Below are 25762 nucleotides of genomic sequence, written 5' to 3'. Positions count from 1 at the left end.
ACGCGGTCGTGTTAGTCCTCAAGCCTGCTTGTACTCGAGGACGGAACCGATGACCCGTTCCTGTTGTTCGGACGTGAGCATGGGCCACAGCGGCAGTCGAAGGATCGACGCGGAGAACTCGGCGCTACGCACACACGGCTCCGGTGTTCGTCCGTAGCGCACACCGGCCGCGCTCGTATCGAGCGGAATGTAGTGGAACGGCGCCACGATTCCGTCGGCGGCAAGATGCCGAATCAAGCCGTCGCGGCTCTCTTCGGTAGGCATCTTGAGATAGAACAGGTGCGCGGTGTGCTCGCGATCATCGGGAACCGCCATGGGAACGACACCGTTCTCGGACGCCCACTCGCCCAGACTCACGCTGTAGGCATCCCAGACGCGATGCCTGGCCGCCTGAATCGCGTCGAACTCCGAGAGTTGTGCGTCGAGGACAGCGGCATTGAGTTCACTGGGCAGATAACTCGACCCGATGTCCTGCCACGAATACTTGTCGACCTGGCCGCGCAGGAAACGCGCACGGTCGGTCCCCTTCTCACGGATGATTTCGGCGCGGGTCATCAACTGATCGTCGGAGAGCAACAGCGCGCCACCCTCACCGCAGTGAACGTTCTTGGTGTCGTGAAAACTCTGCGTACCGATAGTTCCGATGGTGCCGAGCGCCCGCCCGCGCCACTTTCCGCCGAGCCCGTGAGCGTTGTCTTCGATCAACGCGACGCCGTGGAGTTCCGCGAGGTCGAGGAGAGGTTCCATGTCGGCGGCGACTCCGCCGTAATGCATGACCAGTACAGCTTTCGTGCGTTCCGTGATCGCCGCTGCGACGCAGTCGGGATCGATATTGCCGGTACTCGGATCGATGTCGACGAAAACAACAGTGGCACCGCGCAACGCGACGGCGGTTGCCGCCGAACTGAACGCGAAGCTCGGGACGATCACCTCGTCACCTGGGCCCAATTCGAGTAGCAGCGCACCCAATTCGAGTGCGTGTGTGCACGAGGTCGTAAGCAGAGCATGCGTGGATCCGGTGATCGCCTTGAGCGCTGCAGTCGCGGACTTGGTGAAACGTCCGTCACCGTGAATGTGATCGGACTCCAGAACCGTTGCCAGATTCGACAATTCGTTCGATGCCCGATAGGGGCGGGAGAAGATGATGCGATCAGTGCTCACGACTGCGCCGATCGATCGAGGTTCCGGGCCGCGGTGAATCGACAGTCAGATACAGAGGCTTTCCGACAAGGACGTGCAGTGCCACGCCAAGGTATTCGGCGATGAGACCGAGCGAGAAGAGGATCGCACCCGAACAGACCAGCAGCGCCATGATGATCGACGCCCATCCTTCCGGGTCGTTGTTGTCACCGGTCATGGCTTGGACGAAGATCACCGCAGCCATGATCACACCGGCCGACGCCAGGGTGACCCCGAGCAGACTCACCAGTCGCAGACCGCGTGTTCCGCTACACAACACCATCTTCCAGAACAACGAGAACAAACGGCGATAGTTGTACCCCGATTCCTCGCGGCCTTCCGCTCGAAGTGTCACCGGCGCCGTGGCGGTATTGCCGACAACCCACGTCAGCGCGACGTCCAGATACACACCGTTGGCGGCGACGCCGGCCAACTGTCGGCCGATGTCACCTCGGATCAGGCGGTAACTTTCGAATCTCGTCGAATCAGGGAACGCGAATACCGTCGCCAAGACGATCTTTGCACCGCGCGAGGTCAGGTTCCGCAAGAATCCATGCGGGCGGGTGTTCGTGGGTTTGGAATACACGAGATCGGATCGCTCCGTCAGCGCGGTGTCGAGGAAAGCCCCGATGTGCACCGGGTCGTGCTGGCCGTCTTCGTCCATCGTCACGATCCACTGGCCACGTGCAACGGCCATACCGGCGATAGTCGCCGCGTCCTGGCCGTAGTTGCGACTGAGCCACACGACACGCACCTGATCGAAACGGCGCTCCAATTCGAGTAACACGACGTCGGAACGGTCCGGACCGTTGTCGTGAACCAGCACGATCTCGTCGACGGTGAACTGCGCTCCACCGGGCGTCGAACTCGGTGCGCACAGGCCGTCCAACTCCTCGACGAGCGCCGTGATCGTCTTTTCGCCCTGATAAACGGGCACTACGACGGAAATCGAGTGCACTCGCTTCCACTCCCTTCAGGGGGCTCGACTGGCGCCGAGAGACAGGCACGATCGGGCCCACACCGTCGCGAACTTTAACACGCAGAGATGTCCGGACTTCGGATGCCGACGGCGCGTGATGCGCTCGCGTCTCCGCGCGCCCCACCTGCCCTGTTAAGGTCTGGAACTCGTGGTGGAAACTCGCACTCTCGCCCGGGCAGACGTGTACAAGTGGGGCGCCGTCACGGCGGTCGGTGTCATCGCCGGCTACCTGGCCGTGGTGCTCGCGAACGCTCGTCACTTCTACACCGACGACACCGAGTCCCAGTACGCGCCGCTGTGGGTCATGCTCGGCCGTAGCCTGCGAGAAGGACACCTACCGGTACTCGTCCCCGAGAACTGGATGGCGGGCAACTACGCGATCGAGGAAGCGGGCCTTCTCAATCCGCCACAACTTCTGATCGACCTGATCGCACCGTCCTTCGACAACCTGGCGCTGTACGCGACGATCGTGAAATTGATCTTCGCGATCATCCTTGCGCTGGGCGTCTATCGGATCTGCCTGGAGTACGGCTCGAAGCCCACGTGGGCTGCGGTCGCCGGAGTCTCGATTCCGTTCACCGGTTTCCTCCTCTTCTTCGACTCGGCCAGTTGGATGACAGCCTTCACCGGCACTGCCTGGATGGTGCAGGCGTGGGCCTCGGCAATCCGCTACGCCAGAGGCAAGAGCGGTCCGATCCCGACCTTCGTGTTCTTGTATCTCGCGATGTCGGTCCAATATGTTTTCCCCGCAGTCGAATCCGGCTTGATGATCGTCGCAGTCGCGATCGGCGAAGTTGTCTATCAGCGGCGTTGGCTGCCGTCGCTGCGGCTATTGGCGGTGTCCGCGTGTGCCGCCCTCGCCGGTCTCGCGACGTATCTACCGAGCCTGCTCACCGCCGACGTCACCTGGCGCGGTGCATCCGAAGTCAAGAACGACGCTTTCCTTGCCGTTCCCTGGTCGGAATCGCTGAACGCGAGCCTGCCGAGCACGATGCCCGCGTTCTCCTCGTGGTGGGGATACATCCAGACCATGCCCATGGTCTACGTCGCGTGGTTCCTCATTCCGGCTCTGGCATTCATCGACTGGGGCAAGGCACGCGCCGCGGCACGCGAATTGACCGCCGTCGGGATCTTCACGGTCGCCGTCCTCATGTGGACTGCCGGGCCGAGCACGATCGGCCCACTGCGGTGGCCCGCGCGCGTGCTTCCGATGGTGGCCATCGGACTCCTGCTTCTGGTGTGCATCCTGCTCGGGCGTTTCGCCACGACCGACAAGTTGCGCGGACGGTGCGTTGCAGCGGGAATCCTCGTGGGCGTGCTTCTGATCAGGTCCGCTTCGGCAGCTCCCGGGCTCGCGAAATGGCATGTGATCTCAGCCCTGCTCGTTGCCGCACTCGGCGCCGCGATGGTCTGGCTCGGCCGTACCAAAGGCACTGCTTTCGCATGCCTCGTAGCGATCGTCGCGGTCTCCCCCATCGCCTACGCCCAGGTTCGGGCCGCGCAACCAACCCCGATGAGCTGGAACCTGCCCGAATCTCGCTCGGAGATGAAAGAGGCCTTCCCCGACTTCGAAGGCACGACACTGCAACTGGGCGACCGTGCACTCATCGCACCCGGGGACAAAACCCTCGACGGAGCATACGGTTCCCTGGCTTTCGGAAACTACCCCAAAGACCTCGAACTGACCTACACCAGCGGCTACACCCCTAACGGGCACTTCTACTTCGGTGATCTGCTCTGCATGCGCTGGGACATGAGCGTCTGCCCCGACGCCTTCCGACGGGCATTCACCGTCGAACCCACCACCGGCCGCACCATCGTCGACCTGATGAAGGTGGACCGCGTCGTACTGCAGAACGCCCTCTACCCCGACGCACGTAAGAACCCGGCCCCCGACGGGTGGACATGGGTCGACTACCCCGGACACGAGAACTACATCTCCGTGCTCGAACGCGTCGACGGCCCCGTCTCGACACGAAACGGCCGCATCGCCGATACCCGTGGCGTCGAAGCTGTTTCGACCGCGGAATCGAACATGTCGAGCACCCTTCGTGTCAGTTCGGAGACCGGCGGCAAGGTTGTGTTCGCACGGCTCGGCTGGCCCGGGTATCGAGCTAGCCTCGACGGTCAGCCTGTCCCGATCGACGTCGTCGCGAAGTCCTTTGTCACCGTGGACATCCCAGCCGGGACGAAGGACGCTGAACTTGTCCTCACGTGGCGACCCCCGGGATGGAAGGTCGGCGGCGCTTCGATGGTCGCCGGAATCCTCGGCCTCGGTGTGCTCGAGTGGATGTATCTGCGGACACGACGCAAGGACCGGATCAACATCGTGAAAACCGAGTCTTCATGACCGAAGACATCGCATCACCCGAGAACCCCGGCCCACTGCTGCGGGTGGTCAAGCATCAACCCATCGCGTTTGCCATTGTCGGAGTGGCCAATACGGCGATCGGATACGGGCTCTTCGTGATCTGGTCACTGATCCTCGACAACAAGGATCTGTATCAAGTGGCTGTGATCGGTGCGTACTCCATCAGCGTGCTCATCGCTTTCGTTCTGCATCGGACGTTGGTTTTCCGCGTCCGCGGACATGTGGCACGCGACCTGGGCGCGTTCATCGTCGTCAATTCCGGTGGCCTCGTGCTGAATCTGATACTCGGAACAATCGCGGTGTCGATTCTGCATGCCCCGCCGCTTCCCGCCCAGGCGGTTGTCATGTTGATCGTTGCCGGGGTGAGTTTCTTCGGTCATCGATACTTCTCGTTCCGCCGCAAACCTGCCGAGCGGCACTGACCTTCTACGATTCGCGGGGTAGCGCTCGATCCACCGCGGCCTCGACGATCGTACGAATATCTTCCTCCCCGAACAGGTTCGGCAATGTCAGTCGATCCAGTACGAGCCAGTTCAGCGACAAATAGAGCAGGCGAACGGTCATCGCATCACCCGGCACGCCCGACGCCAGATGATTGGCTACGTTCAGATCGAAGTCTTCTCGGATGCGGACGGTCAGGACCGCTCGCAGGTCCGGACGACGTATCGCCTCCAGCCGCAACTCCATGAGCGCGAGGAAACCCGTTCCAAACGAGGTGACCCGCTCGACCACGTCGAGCATGAGCGTCACCAGTCGCTCACGATCGGTGCCGTTGACGGGATCGATCAATCCCTCGAGGTCGTCCGGAATCAGTCGCTCGTAGATCCGGCCACCGGCCTGCGTGAGTAGGTCGTCGCGATTGGAGAAGTAGTTCGACGCTGTCCCGTTCGGCACGGCTGCCTGGGTGTCGACGGCTCGAAAAGTCAAGCCTCGAGCACCCTCTCGGGCCAACACCTCGATTGCCGCGTCGATCAGGGCAAGCCGTCGTTCCGGGTTCTTTCGCACTTGACATCACTCCTGACACGACCCTAAGTTAAACCACTACAAACATAGTACTACGAACGGAGCGTTTGATGCGAAAGCTTGTGTACTACGTGGGAGCTTCCCTCGACGGCTACATCGCGGGACCAGACGGCGAATTCGATTTCTTCCCGGTTTCCGAACAGATCACGGCCTGGATATGTGATCGATATCCCGAGACCGTGCCAACGCATGTGCGGCCCGCTCTCGGAATCGAGGACGCACCCAACAGAACCTTCGACACGGTCGTCATGGGCCGCGGCTCTTACGAGCCCGGGCTGAGCCTCGGCGTGACCAGCCCTTTTGCGCACCTGCGCCAGTTCGTCGTCTCCAGCACCCTCCCTGGCGCCGAGGATCCCGCGGTCACCATCGTTCGCACCGATCCACGTGCGGTCGTCAGATCCCTCAAAGAGGAAGAAGGACAAGATATCTGGCTGTGCGGCGGCGGAACTCTCGCCGGCGAACTACTACCGGAGATCGACGAGTTGATCGTCAAAAGGTATCCGGTTGTCGCCGGCGCGGGCATACCGATGATCAGAGGTAACTTCGAGCCGACACTGTTCACACCGACTGCAACCGAATCGCTCGACGACGGCGCAAGCATCACCTGGTTGAAGAGAAATACCTAAGGAAGTAGATCCGGTCGACGCTCGGCCGTGCGCTGCAGCGACTGCTCATGGCGCCAGGCTTTGATCTTCGCGTGATCTCCGGAAAGCAGAACAGGCGGAACCTCGAGATCACGCCACACAGCGGGGCGAGTGTAACTGGGCCCTTCGAGGAGCCCGTCGGAGAACGAATCCTCTTGGTGTGACAGCTGATTGCCGAGAACGCCGGGCATCAGTCGCACAACAGCCTCGACCATCACCAGCACGGCTGCTTCGCCGCCGATCAGAACGTAATCGCCGATACTGACTTCTTCAACGCGAACCCGCTTGGCGGCGTCGTCGAAGACGCGTTGGTCGATACCTTCGTATCGGCCGCAGGCGAAGACAAGGTGCTTGGCGGTGGCCCAGCGATGTGCGGTCGCCTGAGTGAACGGGACGCCGGCGGGAGTCGGCACCACCAGGATCGTCTCGGCATCATCCGGGCCGGAAGAATCGGAGCGACCGATCACGTCGTCCAGTGCCGGACCCCAGACGGTGGGTTTCATGACCATGCCGGGTCCGCCGCCGTACGGGGAATCGTCGACGGCTTTGTGTACGTCATGGGTCCACGACCGAAGATCGTGGACGTCGACCGAGATCAAGCCACGTTCGATTGCCTTGCCCAGCAAGGCAGCACGAAGCGGTTCGAGATACTCGGGAAAGATGGTGACGACGTCGAGACGCATGACAAACGATCAGTCGTTGTCTGGGTTCGAATTATCGCTGTTCGACTTGTCACCGAAGTCCGGGTCGAGCAGTCCCTCGGGAGGCTCGATCATCACGACGCCGTCGGCAATCGACACCGAGGTGACGATGGCGGCGACAAACGGGATCAGCAATTCACCGGACGTCTCGCCGGTACGGCGAATCGAAAGCAATTCGCCTGCGGCGGAATGCAATACCTCGACGACCGAACCGACCTCGGTACCGTCCGTGAGGACGACCTTCAGTCCTTCGAGTTCGTGATCGTAGAACTCGTCCGGATCATCCGAAGGCTCGAGTTCGGAACTGTCGATGACAAACAGTGTGCCGCGCAACGCATCTGCGTCGCCACGGTCACTGACGCCTTCGAGGCGCAGCAGAAGCCGCCCGGAATGATCCCGGGCGGCTTCCACTGTGTACGACTTCAGTGTGGACTCGCGCGGCTTGCGCCCACGCAGCACAGAACCTACGGCAAAACGATCTTCGGGCTCGTCTGTACGAACCTCGACTACCAATTCACCTTTGATGCCATGCGACTTCGCGACACGACCGACTACGAGTTCCACCTGTTTACTGCCGTCTACTGATCGGTGTCGACGACATCAACACGGATACCGCGGCCACCGATGCCGGAGACCAAGGTCCGCAGAGCGGTCGCCGTGCGACCACCCCGACCGATGACCTTGCCGAGATCGTCGGGGTGCACGTGCACCTCGACGGTCCGTCCCCGACGTCCGGTGATCAGCTCGACACGCACATCGTCGGGATTGGCGACGATGCCACGCACGAGATGCTCTACCGCATCAGCGACGACGGCACTCACTTGTCAGCAGCCTCGGCGTCTGCAGCGGGAGCCTCGGCGTCAGCCGCGGTGTCTTCTGCCTTGGCCTCGTCAGCCTTTGCAGCCTTCTTCTTCTTGGGGGTGATTGCTTCTGCAACCGGCTCGTTCTCGGCCTGCGCGAGCGCAGCCTGGAAGAGCTCGAGCTTGGTGGGCTTGGCTTCCTTGACGCGCAGGGTGCCTTCGGTGCCCGGCAGGCCCTTGAACTTCTGCCAGTCACCGGTGATCTTGAGGAGTGCCTCGACGGGCTCGGTGGGCTGTGCGCCCACGGACAGCCAGTACTGAGCGCGCTCGGAATCGATGTCGATCAGCGAGGGCTCTTCCTTGGGGTGGTACTTGCCGATGGTCTCGATCGCACGGCCGTCACGACGGGTGCGCGAGTCGGCGATGACAACGCGGTACTGAGCGTTGCGGATCTTGCCGAGGCGGGTGAGCTTGATTTTGACAGCCACAGCTGCAGTTCTCCTTCAGCGCGCACAACAGTGCTGCGCATGTCACGTGCAATTCAGCGACCCACACGATTTGTGAGCCCGGTTTTGCCTCTATCCTGTGACCGTCGCAGCGGTACGTAACCGGTTGCGACGAACAATGGTCCATTGTGCCAGATGGGTGGGCTCGTTCGGAAACCACCCTGTGCGCGCTTCGAGAGTGCAGGGACTCCCTAACCACTCACGGGGGTGCCGCGGAGGATCACACGCGCCGGCTTCGCGAGCACATCGGGGTTTCCGCGCGGATCTTCGGAATAAACCACCAGGTCGGCGGGCGCTCCCTCTTCGATGCCCTGGGCACCCAACCAACTCCGCGCATCCCAGCTGGCTGCGCCCAACGCCTGGTGAGCTGTCAATCCGGCAACTTCGAGTTCGGCGATCTCGTCGGCGATCCGCCCGTGCCTGATCGAACCGCCGGCATCCGTTCCGGCATAGATCGGAATCCCGGCCTCGTGAGCGGCACCGATTGTCTGGTGCCGACGAGCGTGCAAATCGCGCATGTGCGCCGCGTAGATCGGATACCGCGTGGCGGAGTCCGCGATCTCGGGGAAAGTAGCGATGTTGATCAGCGTCGGAACCAGGGCCGTGCCGTGCGCGACCATCGACTCGATGGTCGCGTCCGTCAATCCGGTGCCGTGCTCGATGCAGTCGATACCGGCGTTGATCAGGCCGGGCAAAGCGTCTTCGGCAAAAACGTGAGCGGTGACCTTTGCGCCTTCGGCGTGGGCGGCAGCGATAGCCTCGACCAGGATCTCGTCGCTCCACAAGGGAGCCAGATCGCCGACGGAACGATCGATCCAGTCGCCGACGAGCTTGACCCAGCCGTCACCAGCGCGTGCCTGACGCACTACCTCGGCCGGCAACTGAGATTCGTCGTCCAGGTCGACCGGCAAGCCCGGGATGTACCGCTTGGGTGCCGCGATGTGCTGACCTGCGCGAATGATTCGCGGCAAATCGAGGCGCTCGTCGATGAACCTGGTGTCGACCGGTGATCCGGCGTCGCGGAGCAACAGCACGCCCGCGTCACGTTCGGTCTTCGCCTGCTCCAGCAAGCCGTCGACGGTTTCGCCCCCGCCACCGCCGTAGCGGATACCGACGTGACAATGCGCATCCACGAGACCCGGTGTGATCCAACCCGATTCGACGATCGTCTCCGCACCGGACACCGGCTCGAAGGAAATCAGCCCGTCGACGATCCACAATTCGATCGGCTCGGCATCGGGCAGACCGATACCCCGCAGATGAAGCGCAGCCACCGACTACTTCTTGGGCAGCTTGAGCTGGGAAAGATCGATGCCTTCCAGTCCGGGCGGCAACTGATCGAGACCCTTGGGCATGTTCGACAGGTCGGGCATACCGGCCGGCATTCCGCCGGGCATACCCGGGAATCCGCCCATACCGGGGAATCCTCCGCGCATCTTGGGCTGCGTCGGGCCCTTGCCGCCCTTCTTGCCCTTCTTGCCCTTCTTGCTGCGAACCTGCTTACGTGCGCCGGGCATGCCCATACGGCCGGCCATGGCAGCCATCATCTTGCGGGCTTCGAAGAAGCGATCCACCAACTGGTTGACGTCGGAAACCTTGACGCCCGAACCGTTCGCGATGCGCAGTCGGCGTGAGGCGTTGATGATCTTCGGATCGTCGCGCTCGGCCGGCGTCATACCGCGGATGATGGCCTGAATGCGATCGAGTTGCTTCTCGTCGACGTTGGCCAGCGCGTCCTTCATGCCGCCGGCACCCGGCAGCATGCCGAGGAGGTTGCCGATCGGGCCCATCTTGCGGACGGCCATCATCTGATCGAGGAAGTCTTCGAGTGTGAGCTGACCGGAACCGATCTTCGCTGCGGTCGCTTCGGCCTGATCGGCGTCGAAAACCTGCTCGGCCTGCTCGATGAGGCTCAGGACATCGCCCATACCGAGGATCCGGCTGGCCATGCGATCGGGGTGGAAGACGTCGAAGTCTTCGAGCTTCTCGCCGGTGGACGCGAAGAGGATCGGCTGGCCGGTGACCTCGCGGACGCTCAGTGCGGCGCCACCGCGGGCGTCGCCGTCGAGCTTGGTGAGGACGACACCGGTGATGCCGACTCCCTCACGGAACGCGTCGGCGGTACTGACCGCGTCCTGACCGATCATGGCGTCGAGGACGAAGATGGTCTCGTCCGGGTTGACGGCGTCACGGATACCGGCGGCCTGCGCCATCAGCTCCGAGTCGATACCGAGGCGACCGGCGGTGTCGACGATCACGACGTCGTAATGCTTGTTGCGGGCTTCCTCGACTCCGGCGCGGGCGACCTCGACGGGGTCGGCTGCGGAAACGCCGAGGGCGTTCTCGCCACCGCCGATGGAGGTACCGGGGTGCGGCGCGAAGACTGCCGCGCCCGCACGCTCACCGACGATCTGAAGCTGAGTGACGGCGCCGGGACGCTGAAGGTCGCAGGCAACGAGGAGGGGCGTGTGCCCCTGGTCCTTGAGCCACTTGGCCAACTTTCCGGCCAGCGTGGTCTTACCGGAACCCTGCAGACCGGCCAACATGATGACCGTCGGCGGAGTCTTGGCGAACTGGAGTCGACGAGTTTCGCCGCCGAGAACCTCGACCAGCTCTTCGTTGACGATCTTGACGACTTGCTGCGCCGGGTTCAGTGCACCCGAGACCTCGGCGCCCTTGGCGCGTTCCTTGATCTTGGCGATGAAGCTGCGCACTACGGGAAGCGCGACGTCGGCCTCGAGCAGGGCAAGGCGGATCTCGCGGGCCGTAGCGTCGATGTCGGCGCCGGACAGACGACCCTTGCCACGCAGATCCTTGAGAGATCCGGTCAATCTGTCGGAAAGGGATTCGAACACCGAGTGCGCTCCTGAAGGTCGTGCGAGTTAGCCGTGGATATTCTCGGGCACCAGCCTAGCCGCTACGCCCGCACCGATCCCAGCCGATGCGGGCGTAACTGCCGAAACCGGTCCGTCAATCCTCTTTCTTCTTCGGTTGTGGCACCGGAACCACCGCCAGCACCGCCTCCTCGACGCGCTCTCGCGCCGCGCGGGTATCGGCCTCACCGAAGTCGAGGCAGAACGCGTCGACCACCGAGGAACCCAACGTGGCGACCTTCGCCCACCGGATGTCGGCACCACTGTGTTCGAGTGCTGCGGCCAGTCGGCAAAGCAGGCCGACGCGGTCTTCGGTACGCAATTCGAGGATCGCGTGACCGTCACCGGGCGCGTCGAACCAGATGACCCGCGGCGGCGCCTGCGAATAGAGCACCGGAACCGCCGAATCCTTGTTTGTCTGGATCGGGTCGTCCCACTGCTCTGCCCGTGCCTCCTCGTCCTTGGCATCGAGAAGTTCGAGCAGATTCAGTTCACCGGCCGAAGCGCGGATCAATTCCTGCCTGAGCAGCACCGCCTGCGGCGGTGTGCCGAACCTCGGTGTGACGACAAACGAATTGACCGCCGAACCCGCATGCGACCCCAGCGAAGCGGAATGCACCCGCAAAGACTGCAGTGCCAGAACGCCGGCAGCCCGAGACAGCAACCCGGGCGCGTCGGGCGCGATGACGGTCACAACGTAGGTGTGCGGATTCTCGGCCGGAACGAGCGAGACGTGAACCCCGCCATCCTCGGCAATGGCCAACTGCTCGGGAGCGAGTGGATCGGGTTGTGGGAGTTCCTCCCCCGCCATCAGCAAACGGCAACGACGCACGAGCTCACCGATCAGAGACGACTTCCAGTCGCCCCAGACGCCAGGCCCGGTGGCCAGCGAATCCGCCTCCGCCAACGAATGCAGGAGATCGAGAAGCGTCCCGTCCCCTTCGAGTGCGTCGACCACTCGCTGCACCGTTGCCGGATCGTCGAGGTCGCGACGGGTCGCGGTTTCCGGCAGCAGCAAGTGATAGCGCACCATCGCCGTCAACGTCGCGACGTCGGAAGGCCAGAGTCCCAAGCGATTTCCGATCGCGGTGGCCAATTCGGCACCGACGACGCTGTGGTCTCCCCCTCGCCCCTTCCCGATGTCGTGGATCAGCGCACCGAGCATGAGCAGATCCGGCCGAGCGACGCGAGTGGTGAATCCGCTTGCATACGCGGCGGTTTCGACCAGGTGGCGATCCACCGTCCACGTATGGACGGCGTCGCGCGGCGGAAGATCGCGAATGGTCCCCCACTCCGGCAGGAGGCGACCCCAGAGCCCGGTCCGGTCCATCGCCTCGATCACCGGAACGGCACGCGATCCCGAACCGAGCACGACCAAGAGATCGTTGACCGCATTTTTCGGCCACGGCTCACGCAATTCGGGGGCATTGTCGGCCAGGCGATTGAGCGTCGACGCGGAGATCGGCATGCCGTTGGTGGCCGCCGCTGCCGCGACCCGCATCACCAGACCGGGATCCTTCTTCGGCCTCGCATCGCGCGCCAGGACAACTTCGCCGGCATGCTCGACGACGCCCTCGTCCAGTGGTCGCCGCACCGGCGCGCGACGCAGCCGCGACAAACCACGCCGGGGCAAGGAGTTTCCGGCGGTACGGATACCGACGTCCACCGAATAGCTGATGGTGCGCGCCGATTCACTGAGAAGGCGGGCCAGATCGAATCGATCACCGATCCGCAGCGCCGCACCGATTTCGTCGGCGTCCTGCGCTCGCAGTTGATCGCGGGCGCGACCGGCAACGCGGTGAAGTTCGGTGCGCACGTCGAGCAACCGCCTGTGCGCGAGTGCCAGACCGCCGCCGGGCGAGTTGGGTCCCAGCCCTGGCATCCCGTCGGTCAATTGCGCGATGGACAGGGCGTTGAGCAGTTGGACGTCACGCAGCCCGCCACGGCCGCTCTTGAGATCCGGTTCGGCGCGATGGGCGATCTCGCCGCTGCGCTCCCACCTCGTACGGGTCTGGGTGATCAATTCGTCGAATCGGCTGCGGATGTCCATGCGCCACTGTCGACGGACACCACTGATCAACAGGTTGCTCAGCTCCACATCGCCGGCAATGTGGCGTGCTTCGAGCATTCCGAGTGCCGCCGTCATGTCGGTGGCCGCAACCTGAAGCGCCTGCGGAAGCGTCCGCACGCTGTGGTCGAGTTTGATGTGCGCGTCCCACAGCGGGTACCACAGGCTGTCCGCAACCTGGGCCACGACTGCTGGGTCCATGTCGTCGTGCAGCAGAATCAGATCGAGATCGGAATACGGCAGCAGTTCGCGTCGGCCAAGACCACCCACGGCGACGATGGCAAACCCACAATCCGGTTTGATGCCCAGTTCGGTTCCCTTGGTGGTCAACCAGAATTCGTGCAGATCGACCAGTGCATGTCGCAGAGAAGGGGCGTCGAGCCTCCTGTTCTTGACGCCTCCGGTGAGTAGGGCCTTGCGTGCGCGGGCCAGGTCCGCAGCTTCGTCGGATCCCCCTGACGAGACCGGCCCTGGCCCCGTCGCTTTCGCGACGGAACCAGGGCCGAGGTTCTCGGACCCTTTCGGGTCAGAGTGCATCGCCACCGCGTTCCCCGGTGCGAACCCGGATGACCGACTCGACTGGCGAGACCCACACCTTGCCGTCACCGATCTTGCCGGTTCGAGCGGCCTCGACGATCACCTCGACCACCTTGTCCACGGCCGCGTCGTCGACGACGACCTCGACCCGGACCTTGGGTACGAAGTCCACGGAGTACTCCGCGCCTCGGTACACCTCGGTGTGGCCCTTCTGTCGGCCGTAGCCCTGAACTTCGCTGACTGTCATACCCAGCACTCCGGCCTGCTCGAGTCCGGTCTTGACGTCCTCGAGCGTGAACGGCTTGACGATTGCTGTGATCAGCTTCATGTGCTCATCCCTTTCCAAACTCTGAAGTGCCTGAATTCACTTTAATCACGTGCTGATCACGCGAGGTCGTATGCGGTCTCTGCGTGTTCGGTCTCATCGATGCCGCGTGCCTCGTCCTCGGCCGAGATTCGCCAGCCCAGGGGCTTGAGTGCGAAGCCGATGATCGTCGTCAGAACGCCGGTGAAGACGAGTGCTGCGAGTGCGATCACGATCTGAACCACCAGTTGCTTGTAGTCGCCGCCGTAGAAGAGGCCGGTTGCGGTGCCGAAGAATCCGATACCGATCGTGCCCCACAGGCCGGAGACAAGGTGCACACCGACGACGTCGAGCGAGTCGTCGAAGCCGAAGCGGAACTTCAGGCCGACTGCGAGAGCGGACAGGATGCCGGCTACGGCGCCGAGGAAGATGGAACCGACCGGGTTGAGCGCACCGGCAGCAGGGGTGATGGCGACCAGACCGGCGACCGCACCGGAAGCTGCGCCGAGGCTGGTGGCGTGACCGTCACGAATACGCTCGGTGGCGAGCCAGGCCAGGACTGCGGCACACGTCGCGGTGGTCGTGTTGACCCAGGCGAGACCGGCGTTACCGTCGGCGGCGAATGCCGAGCCGGCGTTGAAGCCGAACCAACCGAACCAGAGAAGTGCTGCGCCGAGCATCACGAAGGGCAGGTTGTGCGGACGGAAGGCGGTCTTGCCGAAGCCGAGACGCTTGCCGACGATGAGGGCGAGGACCAGACCGGCCATACCCGCGTTGATGTGAACGACTGTGCCACCGGCGAAGTCGATCGGAGCGACGTTGGCGACGGTGACTCCGTCGTCGTTGACCGTGGTGCCGAAGAGCTTTGCCGCGATGCCGTCCTCGGAGCCCGAGAGGAGTCCGCCGCCCCACACCATGTGTGCGAGGGGGAAGTAGACGACGGTGACCCAGATACCCGAGAACAGCAGCCAGGTGCCGAACTTGACCCGCTCGGCCAGGGCACCACTGATAAGGGCGGTGGTGATGATCGCGAATGTCACCTGGAACGCGATGTCGATGACGTTGGGGTAGCCCCACGCGCCGGCGATGAAGTTGCCGTCAGCATCGGTGATGCTGTTCTTGAGGCCGAAGAACTCGAACGGGTTGGCAAAAATGCCCCCGATGTTCTCGGTGCCGTAGGACATCGACCATCCCCACAGAACGTAGATGACGCCGATGACGGCCATGGCCCCGAAGGACATCATCATCATGTTCAGGACGGACTTGGACCGAGACATCCCGCCGTAGAAGAAAGCGAGGCCGGGTGTCATCAGCAAGACCAGAGATGCAGCCATCAGCATCCATGCGGCGTTACCGGAGTTCGCCAACAAATCGTCGGTACTCACTTACTACCTCCTAGTCGCACGTGCCGGGCAGCACGTCGTTAAGGAGAAGAGTGCTGGGCTGGTGTTTCGTCCATGGCGCTGTCGCGTTTCGCAGACGTGAACCAATTGCCCAACTTTGTTGCAAACAGGTTTCGCCAGGGGGTTCTACCGACCCTGTGCGCCTTTTCGGTAGTTCGCGCTACCAAAAAGGCGCACGGGGCGTCAGCCCAGCAGGGCGTCGACGAACGCACCCGGCTCGAAGGGCGCCAGGTCGTCGGCACCTTCACCGAGACCGACCAACTTCACCGGCACACCCAGTTCATGCTGAACCTGGAAGACGATTCCGCCCTTGGCGGTTCCGTCCAGCTTGGTCAGTACGACGCCGGTGATGTCCACGACCTCCGCGAACACTCGAGCCTGCGCCAGTCCGTTCTGGCCGACCGTCGCATCGAGAACCAGCAGAACGTCGTCGACCGACGCCTTCTTCTCGATGACCCGCTTGACCTTGCCGAGCTCGTCCATCAGACCGGTCTTGGTGTGCAAACGGCCGGCGGTGTCGATGAGGACCACGTCGACGCCGTCCGCGATGCCCCGTGAGACCGCGTCGAAGGCAATCGCAGCGGGATCGCCACCCTCCTTGCCACGAACAACTTCAGCGCCGACACGCTCGGCCCACGTCTGGAGCTGATCGGCAGCGGCGGCGCGGAACGTGTCCGCGGCACCGAGCACGACGCGACGACCGTCGGCGACGAGCACGCGAGCCAGCTTGCCGGTGGTGGTTGTCTTGCCGGTTCCGTTGACGCCGACGACGAGCAGAACAGCCGGGTGATCATCGTGCGGCAATGCGCGGATGGAGCGGTCCAGTTCGGGACGCAGTTCGGCGATCAACACCTCGCGCAGTAGGGCGCGGGCGGCAGCCTCGGTCCGGACGCTGCGGGCCGCCATCTGCTCACGAAGCTTCGTGACAACCTTTTCCGTGGTCGCGGAGCCGAGGTCTGCGATGAGAAGGGTGTCCTCGACTTCTTCCCACGAGTCCTCGTCCAGATCGCCGCCACCGAGCAGACCGAGCAAGCTCTTGCCGACCGCTGACTGCGAGCGGGAGAGGCGCCCGCGCAGTCGGTCCAGCCGACCCTCGGTCGGGTCGATCTCGTCCAACACGAGCGGTGCAGGCTCGACGGGTTCAGGAACTACGACGGGCTCGGGTACGACTGCAGGTTCGGGAACGACAACAGGTTCGGGAACGACAGGTTCATCGACAACAGGTTCTGCCACTGGTGGTTCTTCTACGACCGGCTCTTCGACAACCGGTTCCTCGACAACAGCGGGTTCTTCGACAACCGGCTCCTCGACGACGGCCGGCTTCTCCGCAACAGGTTCTTCGATGATCGGTTTTTCGACGACAGGTTCTTCGACGACAGGCGGCTTCTCCGCGACCGGCGGCGTCGGAACCACCGGAGGTGGCGCCGTTGCCGTCGAGCCTTGACTGAAGTTGAACCCGCCACCGGCCTTGTAGCCGCCTGACTTGTCCTTCTCGGGGGTGCCGAGCTCCGGCTTCGTCTCGGGCGCCTTCAGCGAGACCTGCCCCTTGCGGTAGCGCAGGAATCCGGCAACGAGAACGACGAGTAGTACGGCCGCTACAGCCGCGATGATGATCCAAGCCTGGGTAGTCACCGGCCCATTGTTTCAGGCTCCGACCCGGAAAGTGAGCAGGGCTTACGTCGAGGCCATGTCTTGACCGCGAAGTCGCTGCGAAATCACGGTGGTGATGCCGTCGCCGCGCATGCTGACTCCGTACAACGCGTCGGCGATTTCCATCGTCGGTTTCTGGTGAGTGATCACGATCAACTGCGACTTCTCCCGCAATTGTTCGAAGAGTCCGATCAGCCGCCGCAGGTTGGTGTCGTCCAAAGCCGCCTCGACCTCGTCCATCACGTAGAACGGGGACGGGCGTGCCCGGAAGATCGCGACCAGCATGGCCACCGCGGTCAAGGACTTCTCGCCGCCTGACAGCAACGACAACCGCTTGACCTTCTTACCGGGCGGACGCGCCTCGACTTCGATGCCTGTGGTCAGCATGTCCGACGGATCGGTGAGAACCAGTCGTCCTTCTCCCCCGGGGAACAATTTCTCGAACACGCCCACGAACTCACGCTCGACGTCGGCATAGGCCTCGGTGAACACCTGCAGAATTCGTGCGTCCACGTCTGCGACCACAGCAAGAAGGTCCTTGCGTGCGGTCTTGACGTCTTCGAGCTGAGTGGAGAGGAAGGTATACCGCTCCTCGAGAGCTGCGAATTCCTCGAGCGCCAGCGGATTGACCTTGCCGAGGGTGGCGAGGTCTTTCTCCGCCCGCTTCGCGCGCCGTTCCTGAGTCGCACGATCGTACGGAAGCGGAGCGGGGGCGGTTACCTGCTCGCCGCGCTCCTTGGCCTGCTCGTACTCCTCGATTTCGAGAGCGGTCGGCGGCAGTTCGACGTCGGGTCCGTACTCGGCGATCAGATCATCGAGGCCGATACCGTACTGATCGAGGATCGACTCCTCGAGTTGTTCGATGCGCAGCGCTGCCTGAGCCTTCGCAACCTCGTCGCGATGGACGGCGTCGGTGAGTGAAGCGAGCTGTCCGGTCAGTGCCCGGACGATCTCGCGGACCTGATCCAGCTTGGCTGTGCACTCGGAGCGGGCCCGAGCCAACTCGTCGCGATGAGCAAGAGCTGCAGCGACGACGGCCTCGAGTTCGGCCGCCACGCGCTGCCCCGACTCGGCGACGGCAGCTGCAACCTCCGCAGCGTGCGCTCTGGCGCGCAGAGCCCGCTCGGCGCGAATTCGTGCCTCTCGTTCAGCAGCAGCGGCGCGGCGAAGCGAATCAGCCTTTCCGCGTACGGATTCCGCACGTTCTTCGGCGGTGCGCACGGCAAGGCGAGCATCCATTTCGACTATGCGCACTTCGGCCAGCGCTGCTGCGGCCATTTCGCGATCGGCAGCGGTCGATTCCGCACCGTGTCCCGGTGCACTGCCGTCGGTTTCGGCCACACGCAGACGTTCTTCCAGGTCCGCCAGCTTTGTCAGCGACTCACCGCGGCCCTCCTCGGCACGCACTCGCTGGGCGGTCAACCGCTCGGATTCCGCGTGGGCGACTCGTGCTGCTTGCCCCAATCTGCCCAACTGCTCGTAAATGGCGGACATGGCAGCGTCCGACTCGTTGAGCGCGGCCAAAGTCTGCTCCGCGGTCTCGCGTCGAGCGGCCTGTTCGGCCAGAGCGCCGGACAGCGCCGCGTCGAGTTCCTCGGATCGGCTCTCCGTTGCCGCCAGTTCCGCTGCTGACGCGTCGATCGCCGCCTGTACCTCCAGCGTGCTGGGTTGCCGATCCGAGCCACCGATCATCCACCCCGAACCGTGCAGATCGCCGGAACGCGTCACTGCACGAATCCCCTTGTGGTCAGCAACAACTCGAATCGCGTCCTCGAGAGTCTCGACCAGGACAACGCCATCGAGTATTGCGGTCAACCCCGCACGCAACTCATCAGGGCAGTCGATGACGTCGACGGCAGGACGACTGCCCGGTGCGATCTCGGCCTCGCGTTTGATCACCGGTTCACCGCTCACGATCAGCGACGCACGCCCACCGTCCTGATCTGCCAGCGCTGCAACAGCGGAGCGAGCCGAGTCCAGCGACTGCGCCACGACGGCGTCCGCCGCCGACCCCATCGCGGCAGCGATGGCAGCTTCGTAGCCGGGTTCGACGTGAATCAATCCGACCAGCGAGGTGATGCCGTCGTCGCGCCGATGTTCGAGCAGCCAGCCGCCACCGTCCTTGCGCTGCAAGCCCATCGACAGTGCCTCGACGCGCGCACGGAGCGAAGCTATGCGTTGCCCGCTCGTCTTTTCTTCCTCACGAAGTTCTTCGACACGTGCGTCGATCATCTCGAGAGCTTCGACGGCGCGTTCATGATTGGTGTCGAGGCCTACTTCACCGGCGTCGAGGTCCCCGATGCTTTCCTGCACCGTGTCGAACTCGGCTTGTGCGGCATCCCCACGCAGACGAGCCTCGTCGATGGCCTCGGTCAGTCGCGAAACTTCCGCGTCGACGGATTCGACGCGGGTACGCAAAGTGTCGACCTGACCGGAGAGTCGAGCAAGACCTTCACGGCGGTCGGCGACGGCACGAACTTCCGCCATGTGCGCCCGTTCCGCTTCTGCTGCAGCATCTTCGGTGGCTGCCAGCTGGTCCCGAGCAGCTTCCGACGCCGCTCGCGCGATTTCGACGCCTTCGAGGAGTTCGGCCTCCTCGGCCGCAAGACGTTCGGCGCGCGCTTCCATCTCGTCCGGGTCCTGGCCGCGGTTGCCGACGGGTTCGGAGTCGAGATGTCGTGCACGCTCGCGGGCGATGCGCACGGTGGCGTTGACTCGTTCGGCAAGCGCGGAGAGCTGGAACCAACTCTGCGCTGCCGCTTCCGATCCCGGAGTCAGACGAGCGAGAGCTTGCTCCTGGCGCCCGAGTTCGAGGTTGGCCTCGTCGAGCGCGGCCGCCACCTCGTTGTGCTGTTCGCGGGCCGCTTTCTCGTCCTGCGCCTGGTCGTTGAGTTGGGTTCGACGGGTCACCAGGTCGTCAGCGGCCAACCGCATCTTGGCATCACGCAGGTCAGCCTGGACCGTCTGTGCTCGCCGAGCAACCTCGGCCTGGCGTCCCAGCGGTTTGAGTTGCCGACGCAGTTCCGCGGTGAGGTCACTGAGTCGAGCGAGATTGGCCTGCATGGAATCGAGCTTGCGTACCGCTTTTTCCTTGCGGCGGCGATGTTTGAGGACTCCCGCGGCTTCTTCGATGAAGGCGCGTCGATCCTCGGGGCGGGATTCGAGGATCGCGGCGAGCCGTCCCTGCCCGACGATGACATGCATTTCGCGGCCGATACCGGAGTCGCTGAGCAGTTCCTGGACGTCCATCAGACGGCAGGACGAGCCGTTGATCTCGTACTCCCCCGCACCGTCGCGGAACATCCGGCGCGTGATCGACACCTCGGAGTACTCGATCGGGAGCGCGCCGTCGGCGTTGTCGATGGTCAAGGTCACCTCGGCGCGGCCCAGCGGCGCGCGGCCGGAGGTGCCGGCAAAGATGACGTCTTCCATCTTGCCGCCGCGCAGAGCCTTGGCGCCCTGCTCGCCCATCACCCAGGTCAACGCATCGACGACGTTGGATTTACCCGAGCCGTTCGGCCCGACGACACAGGTGATCCCCGGCTCGAACCGAAGAGTCGTTGCCGACGCAAAGGATTTGAATCCCTTGAGTGTCAGACTCTTGAGGTGCATGGGGGGAAACTTTACCGCCAAACCGGTCAGCGTTCGACGAACCCTGTCAGGTCGCCCCTGGCGGGGTCCCAGCTGTCGACCACGAGATCCACCGTGCCCGGTGTTGTTCCCGAGCGAAGCAACTCCAACAATCTCTCGAGCTGCGTGCGTTCGCCTTCCGCCACGACGAGCACTCGACCGTCACGCTGATTCGACGCATATCCGATCAACCCGAGTTCGAGGGCGCGGGCCCTGGTCCACCACCGGAACCCGACGCCCTGAACATATCCGTGAACCCACGCCGTCAACCGCACAGGCGGTGTCTCAGTCATGACGTTCAGCCCGCCACACGTTCGAGACGGTGGACCTCGCCGAGGAAACCGGCGGTGTAGATCGAGTTGGGGTCCCAGCCCGGGCCGGCACCGAACTTCACCGCGGATGTGAACGGCAGACCCGAGGCGATCTCACACGAAGATCCCGAATCCGGATCGACGCGAACAACTTTGCCGCCGGCATTGAATGCGACGTACAACGCGCCGTCCGGTCCGACGGTCAGATCGTCCGCCATGTTTGCCGGACCGAACCCGGGGAGCGTGATCGTTCGCACCGGCCCGCCCAGATCGTGTGCGTCGAGGACGTGGACCGCGGTCACCATGTCGAAAGTGGTCGTTACGTAGATCGTCGAACCGGAGCGTGCGAGGCCGTCGACGGTGCCGAGATCCTCACGAACGATCGAACTGGTTCCGTCACTGTCGATGACCGTGAGCCCCGGCCGGGTCAGGGTGCGAGCTGTGAGGAAACGGTTACCGTCCAGCGGCACAAGCCCGTTCGGCATCACCAGACCGTCGGCAATCGTTGTCACCGATCCGTCTGCGACGTCGACCTTACGAAGGCTGCCGTCGGCGATTCCGAACAGACCCGAGACAGTCGAGTTGCCCGTGGTGAAGTACACGGAACCGTCACGCGCGACCAGCCCGCCAGGTCCGGTGACGTCACCGACCAAAGTTGTCCGTGTTCCGTCCGGCGCCACTTTCAGCAGTGCACCCGGCCCGATCAGAGCCGACTGCGACAACACCATCGATCCGCTGCCGTCGAATTCGAGATTCTCGAGCATTCCGGCACCAGTCGTCACGACGCTCGACGTCCATTTGCCGCAACCACCGTCCGAGCCGTCGGCCGGGACCGAGGCCTGTGCCGGAGCACTCACCGCCACAACGGAACCCAGTGCGATCGCAGCGACAACACTGCCGGCGCGGGACATCAGGCTTCCGTGTCGAACGACAGCGTGACCTTGGTTCCGGCCTTGAGAGTGCGCCCGACCGTGCACACCTTGTCGACGGAACGCTCGACGAGAGTGATGAGGCGCTGCTGCGCTTCGGCATCCAACTCACTGAGGTCGAGTTCGAGAACCTCGTCGAGCTGCGGGTAGACCTCGTTTTCACGATCGGCGGCTCCGGACACTCGAACCGTCGCGTCGTAGTTGTCACCGAGGCGGCGAGAGATCGGGAAGTCTGAGCTCATCCCGGTGCATGCAGCCAGTGCAATTTTGAGGAGTTCGCCGGGCGTGAAGACTCCTGGCACCGATTCGGAGCCGATGAGAACCTCTGCGCCGCGCGAACTCTTGCCGGTGTAGAGGCGGGTTCCTGTGCGTTCCACCCAAAGCTCCGTGTGAGCTGGGGCGGTTGCAGTGTTGTCTGGAGTCTGTTCAGCCATGACGCAATCTTGCCACTCCGCCGAACCGAAGGGGCGGAGACCTAGGCGATTCGCCGTGCCCTCGGGGTCGGCTGACACCGCGGGCAACTGAACGACGATCGATTCATGAACTTCTCACGCTTGATCGGCGCGCCGCATCGCGGGCACGGAAGATTCTCCTGCCCGTACGCCGACAGCGACCGGTCGAAGTAGCCCGATTCCCCGTTGACGTTCACGTACAGCGCGTCGAAGGACGTACCGCCCTGATCGAGCGCCTCGCCCATCACCGAGTGCGCCGCGGTCAACAGTTCTCGAAGTTTGGGCCTGGTGAGCGATTCGGCGATTCGGTTGCCGTGAATCTTTGCACGCCACAATGATTCGTCGGCGTAGATGTTTCCGATTCCGGAGACCACTGTCTGGTCGAGAATCGCCCGCTTGATCTCGGTGTGCTTGCCCCGCAGGACTTTCACGACGGATTCGAGATCGAACGCAGCATCCATGGGATCGCGAGCGATGTGCGCCACCGACTCGGGCAGCATCGTTCCGTCGACCTCGACGAGGGGTGAAATCGACCAGCCACCGAAGGTCCGCTGGTCGACGAATCGAAGATCAGCCCCGGAATCGAGGGCCAACCGAATGCGTAGGTGCTTTTCCCAGTCGACTGTCGGGGGTTGGACCAACATCTGTCCGCTCATCCCGAGATGAACCACCAGTCCGACACCGGCAGGCTCGAGAACCAGCCACAGATACTTGCCGCGACGCTCTGCCGAAGCGATGGTCTGCCCGGTGAGTTGGCCGATCAAGTCCTCGGAACCGAGAATGTGGCGCCTGATCGCGCGGGGATGGAGGACCTCGACGGCCTCGATCGCCGCACCTACAGCATGAGACTGTAGGCCGCGGCGAACGACTTCGACTTCGGGAAGCTCAGGCAAGAGTGAACTCAGCCGGCGAGATCAGACGGGTTGTCAGCAGCGACTGCGCTAGCAGCGGCATTCTCCGACATCGTCTTCCATGCCGAACTTGCTGCCTTCTGCTCGGCTTCCTTCTTGGAACGACCGACACCGACGCCCAAGGGCTTGCCACTGATGAGAACTGTGGCCGTGAATTCCTTGTCGTGATCGGGTCCGGTAGCGGTGATCTCGTAGACGGGAACTCCGGCACCGTGTTCTGCGGTCAGTTCCTGCAGACTCGTCTTCCAATCCAGACCCGCGCCGAGAAGCGGTGCGCGAGTGAGTAGATCGTCGAACAGATCGAGAACAACACGTCGCGCAGTATCGATGCCGTGCTGCAGGTGAATGGCGCCGAGAATCGACTCCATACCGTCGGCGAGGATGGACGGCTTGTCACGGCCGCCCGTCATTTCCTCGCCCTTACCCAGCAGCAGGTGAGCTCCGAGTCCACCTTCACCCAGAGTCCTGGCAACCTCGGCGAGTGCATGCATGTTGACCACGCTGGCACGAATCTTCGCCAGATCACCTTCGGATTTGTCCGGGTGGGACAGATAAAGATTTTCGGTCACCGTGACGCCGAGAACGGAATCCCCGAGAAATTCGAGGCGCTCGTTCGTGGGCAGACCGCCGTTCTCGTACGCGTACGAGCGGTGCGTGAGAGCCAGGGTCAGAAGACCGGGCTCTATATCTACGCCGACAGCGGCGAGGAGCTTGTCGTGATTGCCCTCGCCGCCGGCGGCTGAAACTGTATTTTCGCTCGTCATAGTCTTTCTCCGGGGAGAACTAGACAGCAGCGGTTACCTGGCGGCCCTTGTAAGTACCGCATGACGGGCATGCGATGTGGGGAAGGGTCTGCTCGCCACAGCCACGGTTGGGGCAGGTAACGAGGGTGGGCACAGTGGTCTTCCACTGGCTACGACGCGACCGCGTGTTGGATCGCGACATTTTGCGCTTGGGGACAGCCACTTCTACTTCTCCTCGGCTTCGGTGATCACAAGATTTTCGCTGGTGTTTGATTCCACGCCAAATTTGGCCGCGAGACCAGCCCAGCGAGGATCAAGTATGTCATGCCCATGCCCAGATTCCGCAATCGCCAGGCGAATGCCACATTCTGAGCACAATCCCAGGCAATCGTCACTGCACAGAGGCTGGAGCGGAAGCGCCAGACCGACTGCATCGACGATGACCGGTTCGAGGTCGATTTCGTCGTCTTCGACCGCGTAGACCTCTCCCTCTTCCGTCGTCTCCTCGGTGGTGCTGTCCGGGTAAGCGAACAACTCCGTGAGATAGATGTCCACGGTGTCAGTGAAAGGTTCAAGGCACCGCGAGCATTCACCCTTGGTGGGTGCGTGCACGTTTCCGGTGACGAGAACGCCTTCGGACACTGCTTCGAGACGAAGATCGAGATCTATGTCCGCGCCCGCTTCGATCGCGATCAGATCGAGACCGATACGGTTCGGGGACTGAATTGTTCTCTCGACGGTACGCATCGACCCTGGACGACGACCGAGCTTGACCGTGTCCAGCAAAAATCCCGCATCACTTGACTGATGCGACGAACTACGACGATGCGTTGACAAAGAGAACTCACCTAACTGTTGAAACTGGTATGGGCAACCACTCCACAATACGGCAGCTACAACGCAAATCCCAATTCCGTCCACGAAAAAGTGGGCCGCCCCATATCGGACGACCCACCCTCGACTGTCTCGTTCGCTCTAGCGACGACGCTCCGAACGACGATCGTCGTCCTGGTAGTCGGGGACTCCCGAACCTGTTCGAAGCTGTTGACGACCACGCCCGACCGATCGAACCGTTCCGGTGAGGAACTCTTCGAACTCGGCCAACTTGGTGTCCACGTACAGGTCACACTCCGAACGCATCCTGTCGGACTCGGCATGAGCGGCGTCGATCACTCGCGCGGATTCCGCGTGAGCTGACTGGACAACCTCGGTCTGCGACACCAGACGAGCCTGCTCCGCCGTTCCCTCCGCCACTGAATGTTCGTACGAGGCCTGGCCGGACTCGATCATCCGATCGGCCTCGGCACGCGCCCGTCCGGTGACGGCCTCGTACTCACGACGGCCGTCGGTGACGGTCCGTTCCGCTTCTGCTTCGGCGTCCTCGACCAACTGATCGGCGTGCGCGCGTGCTTCGGCAACCATGCGATCGGCCTGAGCCTTGGCATCGGACAGAATCCGGTCGGCGTCGTCGCGTGCGTTCTCGACAGTCGAGGTTGCCTCGGCATTGGCGCTGCTGACTGTCTTCTCGGCGTTTGCTCGCGCGTCACCGACCAATTTGTCGCGATGATCGAGGACGTCCTGAGCGTCGTCCAGCTCACTCGGAATTGCGTCCCGGACGTCGTCGAGTAGCTCGAGTACGTCACCGCGAGGCACAACACACCCTGCGGTCATGGGAACACCGCGCGCCTCTTCGACAATTGCGACCAGTTCGTCCAGTGCCTCGAATACGCGGTACACAAGCAACCCCA

At 63.2% G+C, this 25762-nt stretch carries 25 protein-coding genes; 3 read left to right on the top strand and 22 right to left on the bottom strand.

The features are described from left to right. Positions 1-18 precede the first annotated feature (18 nt). Both rffA and AC3WQS_RS08705 read right to left on the bottom strand, forming a co-directional pair. Complete coding sequence (rffA, locus tag AC3WQS_RS08710) at positions 19-1161, bottom strand: dTDP-4-amino-4,6-dideoxygalactose transaminase (RefSeq protein ID WP_021343913.1); 1143 nt, start codon at positions 1159-1161, stop codon at positions 19-21. After that, positions 1151-2137, bottom strand: a complete 987-nt coding sequence (locus AC3WQS_RS08705) for a glycosyltransferase (protein ID WP_019747967.1) — start codon at positions 2135-2137, stop codon at positions 1151-1153. Before AC3WQS_RS08705 ends, rffA begins: the two co-directional genes overlap by 11 nt. 172 nt (positions 2138-2309) lie before the next feature. Between AC3WQS_RS08705 and AC3WQS_RS08700 the strand changes: the two genes are divergently transcribed. Next, the gene (locus AC3WQS_RS08700; protein WP_492713278.1) at positions 2310-4508 is read left to right on the top strand and encodes a hypothetical protein; all 2199 of its coding nucleotides are present in this window, start codon (positions 2310-2312) and stop codon (positions 4506-4508) included. Next, on the top strand, positions 4505-4951 hold the full coding sequence (locus AC3WQS_RS08695; RefSeq protein ID WP_020969332.1) for a GtrA family protein: 447 nt from the start codon (positions 4505-4507) through the stop codon (positions 4949-4951). Before AC3WQS_RS08700 ends, AC3WQS_RS08695 begins: the two co-directional genes overlap by 4 nt. Before the next feature lie 4 nt (positions 4952-4955). On the opposite strand, the gene AC3WQS_RS08690 is transcribed toward AC3WQS_RS08695, so the two are convergent. After that, entirely contained in the window at positions 4956-5534 is a 579-nt protein-coding gene (locus AC3WQS_RS08690; RefSeq protein ID WP_020969331.1) for a TetR/AcrR family transcriptional regulator, read from the bottom strand. 68 nt (positions 5535-5602) lie between these two features. Between AC3WQS_RS08690 and AC3WQS_RS08685 the strand changes: the two genes are divergently transcribed. Beyond that, entirely contained in the window at positions 5603-6178 is a 576-nt protein-coding gene (locus tag AC3WQS_RS08685) for a dihydrofolate reductase family protein (protein ID WP_060938668.1), read from the top strand. Here AC3WQS_RS08685 and trmD read toward each other — a convergent pair. The 19 genes from trmD to AC3WQS_RS08590 form a co-directional block, all read right to left on the bottom strand. Further along, the gene (gene trmD, locus AC3WQS_RS08680; RefSeq protein ID WP_019747962.1) at positions 6175-6879 is read right to left on the bottom strand and encodes a tRNA (guanosine(37)-N1)-methyltransferase TrmD; all 705 of its coding nucleotides are present in this window, start codon (positions 6877-6879) and stop codon (positions 6175-6177) included. The genes AC3WQS_RS08685 and trmD overlap by 4 nt on opposite strands. A 9-nt stretch (positions 6880-6888) precedes the next feature. Continuing rightward, positions 6889-7461, bottom strand: a complete 573-nt coding sequence (gene rimM / locus AC3WQS_RS08675) for a ribosome maturation factor RimM (protein ID WP_322742208.1) — start codon at positions 7459-7461, stop codon at positions 6889-6891. A 14-nt stretch (positions 7462-7475) separates the two neighbouring features. Beyond that, a complete protein-coding gene (locus tag AC3WQS_RS08670) occupies positions 7476-7718 on the bottom strand; it encodes an RNA-binding protein (protein ID WP_003939023.1) in 243 nt (80 codons plus the stop codon). Further along, the gene (gene rpsP, locus AC3WQS_RS08665; RefSeq protein ID WP_003942818.1) at positions 7715-8185 is read right to left on the bottom strand and encodes a 30S ribosomal protein S16; all 471 of its coding nucleotides are present in this window, start codon (positions 8183-8185) and stop codon (positions 7715-7717) included. Before rpsP ends, AC3WQS_RS08670 begins: the two co-directional genes overlap by 4 nt. A gap of 209 nt (positions 8186-8394) precedes the next feature. Further along, on the bottom strand, positions 8395-9477 hold the full coding sequence (locus AC3WQS_RS08660; protein ID WP_021333057.1) for an amidohydrolase family protein: 1083 nt from the start codon (positions 9475-9477) through the stop codon (positions 8395-8397). Between the two features lie 3 nt (positions 9478-9480). Further along, a complete protein-coding gene (gene ffh / locus AC3WQS_RS08655) occupies positions 9481-11058 on the bottom strand; it encodes a signal recognition particle protein (protein ID WP_003942713.1) in 1578 nt (525 codons plus the stop codon). 115 nt (positions 11059-11173) lie between these two features. Further along, on the bottom strand, positions 11174-13681 hold the full coding sequence (locus tag AC3WQS_RS08650; protein WP_020907284.1) for a [protein-PII] uridylyltransferase: 2508 nt from the start codon (positions 13679-13681) through the stop codon (positions 11174-11176). Further along, positions 13671-14009, bottom strand: coding sequence for a P-II family nitrogen regulator (locus AC3WQS_RS08645; protein ID WP_003942772.1), 339 nt, complete (start codon positions 14007-14009; stop codon positions 13671-13673). The genes AC3WQS_RS08650 and AC3WQS_RS08645 overlap by 11 nt, the downstream gene beginning before the upstream one ends. Positions 14010-14065: 56 nt before the next feature. After that, the gene (locus tag AC3WQS_RS08640; RefSeq protein WP_042450902.1) at positions 14066-15325 is read right to left on the bottom strand and encodes an ammonium transporter; all 1260 of its coding nucleotides are present in this window, start codon (positions 15323-15325) and stop codon (positions 14066-14068) included. A gap of 246 nt (positions 15326-15571) precedes the next feature. Next, on the bottom strand, positions 15572-17020 hold the full coding sequence (gene ftsY, locus AC3WQS_RS08635; protein ID WP_492713279.1) for a signal recognition particle-docking protein FtsY: 1449 nt from the start codon (positions 17018-17020) through the stop codon (positions 15572-15574). Positions 17021-17062: 42 nt separating this feature from the next. Next, entirely contained in the window at positions 17063-20650 is a 3588-nt protein-coding gene (gene smc, locus AC3WQS_RS08630; RefSeq protein WP_492713280.1) for a chromosome segregation protein SMC, read from the bottom strand. A 26-nt stretch (positions 20651-20676) separates the two neighbouring features. Next, positions 20677-20961 (bottom strand): acylphosphatase, encoded by a 285-nt coding sequence (locus AC3WQS_RS08625; protein WP_019747956.1) that lies wholly within the window; start codon positions 20959-20961, stop codon positions 20677-20679. A gap of 5 nt (positions 20962-20966) precedes the next feature. Continuing rightward, positions 20967-21890 (bottom strand): SMP-30/gluconolactonase/LRE family protein, encoded by a 924-nt coding sequence (locus AC3WQS_RS08620; protein ID WP_492713281.1) that lies wholly within the window; start codon positions 21888-21890, stop codon positions 20967-20969. Continuing rightward, the gene (locus AC3WQS_RS08615) at positions 21890-22342 is read right to left on the bottom strand and encodes an OsmC family protein (RefSeq protein ID WP_020907278.1); all 453 of its coding nucleotides are present in this window, start codon (positions 22340-22342) and stop codon (positions 21890-21892) included. Before AC3WQS_RS08615 ends, AC3WQS_RS08620 begins: the two co-directional genes overlap by 1 nt. 41 nt (positions 22343-22383) lie before the next feature. Next, entirely contained in the window at positions 22384-23253 is an 870-nt protein-coding gene (mutM, locus tag AC3WQS_RS08610; RefSeq protein ID WP_019747953.1) for a bifunctional DNA-formamidopyrimidine glycosylase/DNA-(apurinic or apyrimidinic site) lyase, read from the bottom strand. 8 nt (positions 23254-23261) lie between these two features. Continuing rightward, entirely contained in the window at positions 23262-24035 is a 774-nt protein-coding gene (gene rnc, locus AC3WQS_RS08605; RefSeq protein ID WP_019747952.1) for a ribonuclease III, read from the bottom strand. A 19-nt stretch (positions 24036-24054) separates the two neighbouring features. After that, positions 24055-24237, bottom strand: a complete 183-nt coding sequence (rpmF, locus tag AC3WQS_RS08600; RefSeq protein ID WP_007729318.1) for a 50S ribosomal protein L32 — start codon at positions 24235-24237, stop codon at positions 24055-24057. Between the two features lie 2 nt (positions 24238-24239). After that, a complete protein-coding gene (locus tag AC3WQS_RS08595) occupies positions 24240-24800 on the bottom strand; it encodes a YceD family protein (protein WP_007729319.1) in 561 nt (186 codons plus the stop codon). Between the two features lie 189 nt (positions 24801-24989). Next, complete coding sequence (locus AC3WQS_RS08590) at positions 24990-25751, bottom strand: DivIVA domain-containing protein (protein WP_003942696.1); 762 nt, start codon at positions 25749-25751, stop codon at positions 24990-24992. Between the last annotated feature and the right edge of the window lie 11 nt (positions 25752-25762).

It is taken from the genome of Rhodococcus sp. FW305-130, from assembly GCF_058788335.1.
Note: the sequence above shows the minus strand (reverse complement) of the source record. Positions and strands in the feature narration are given on the sequence as shown.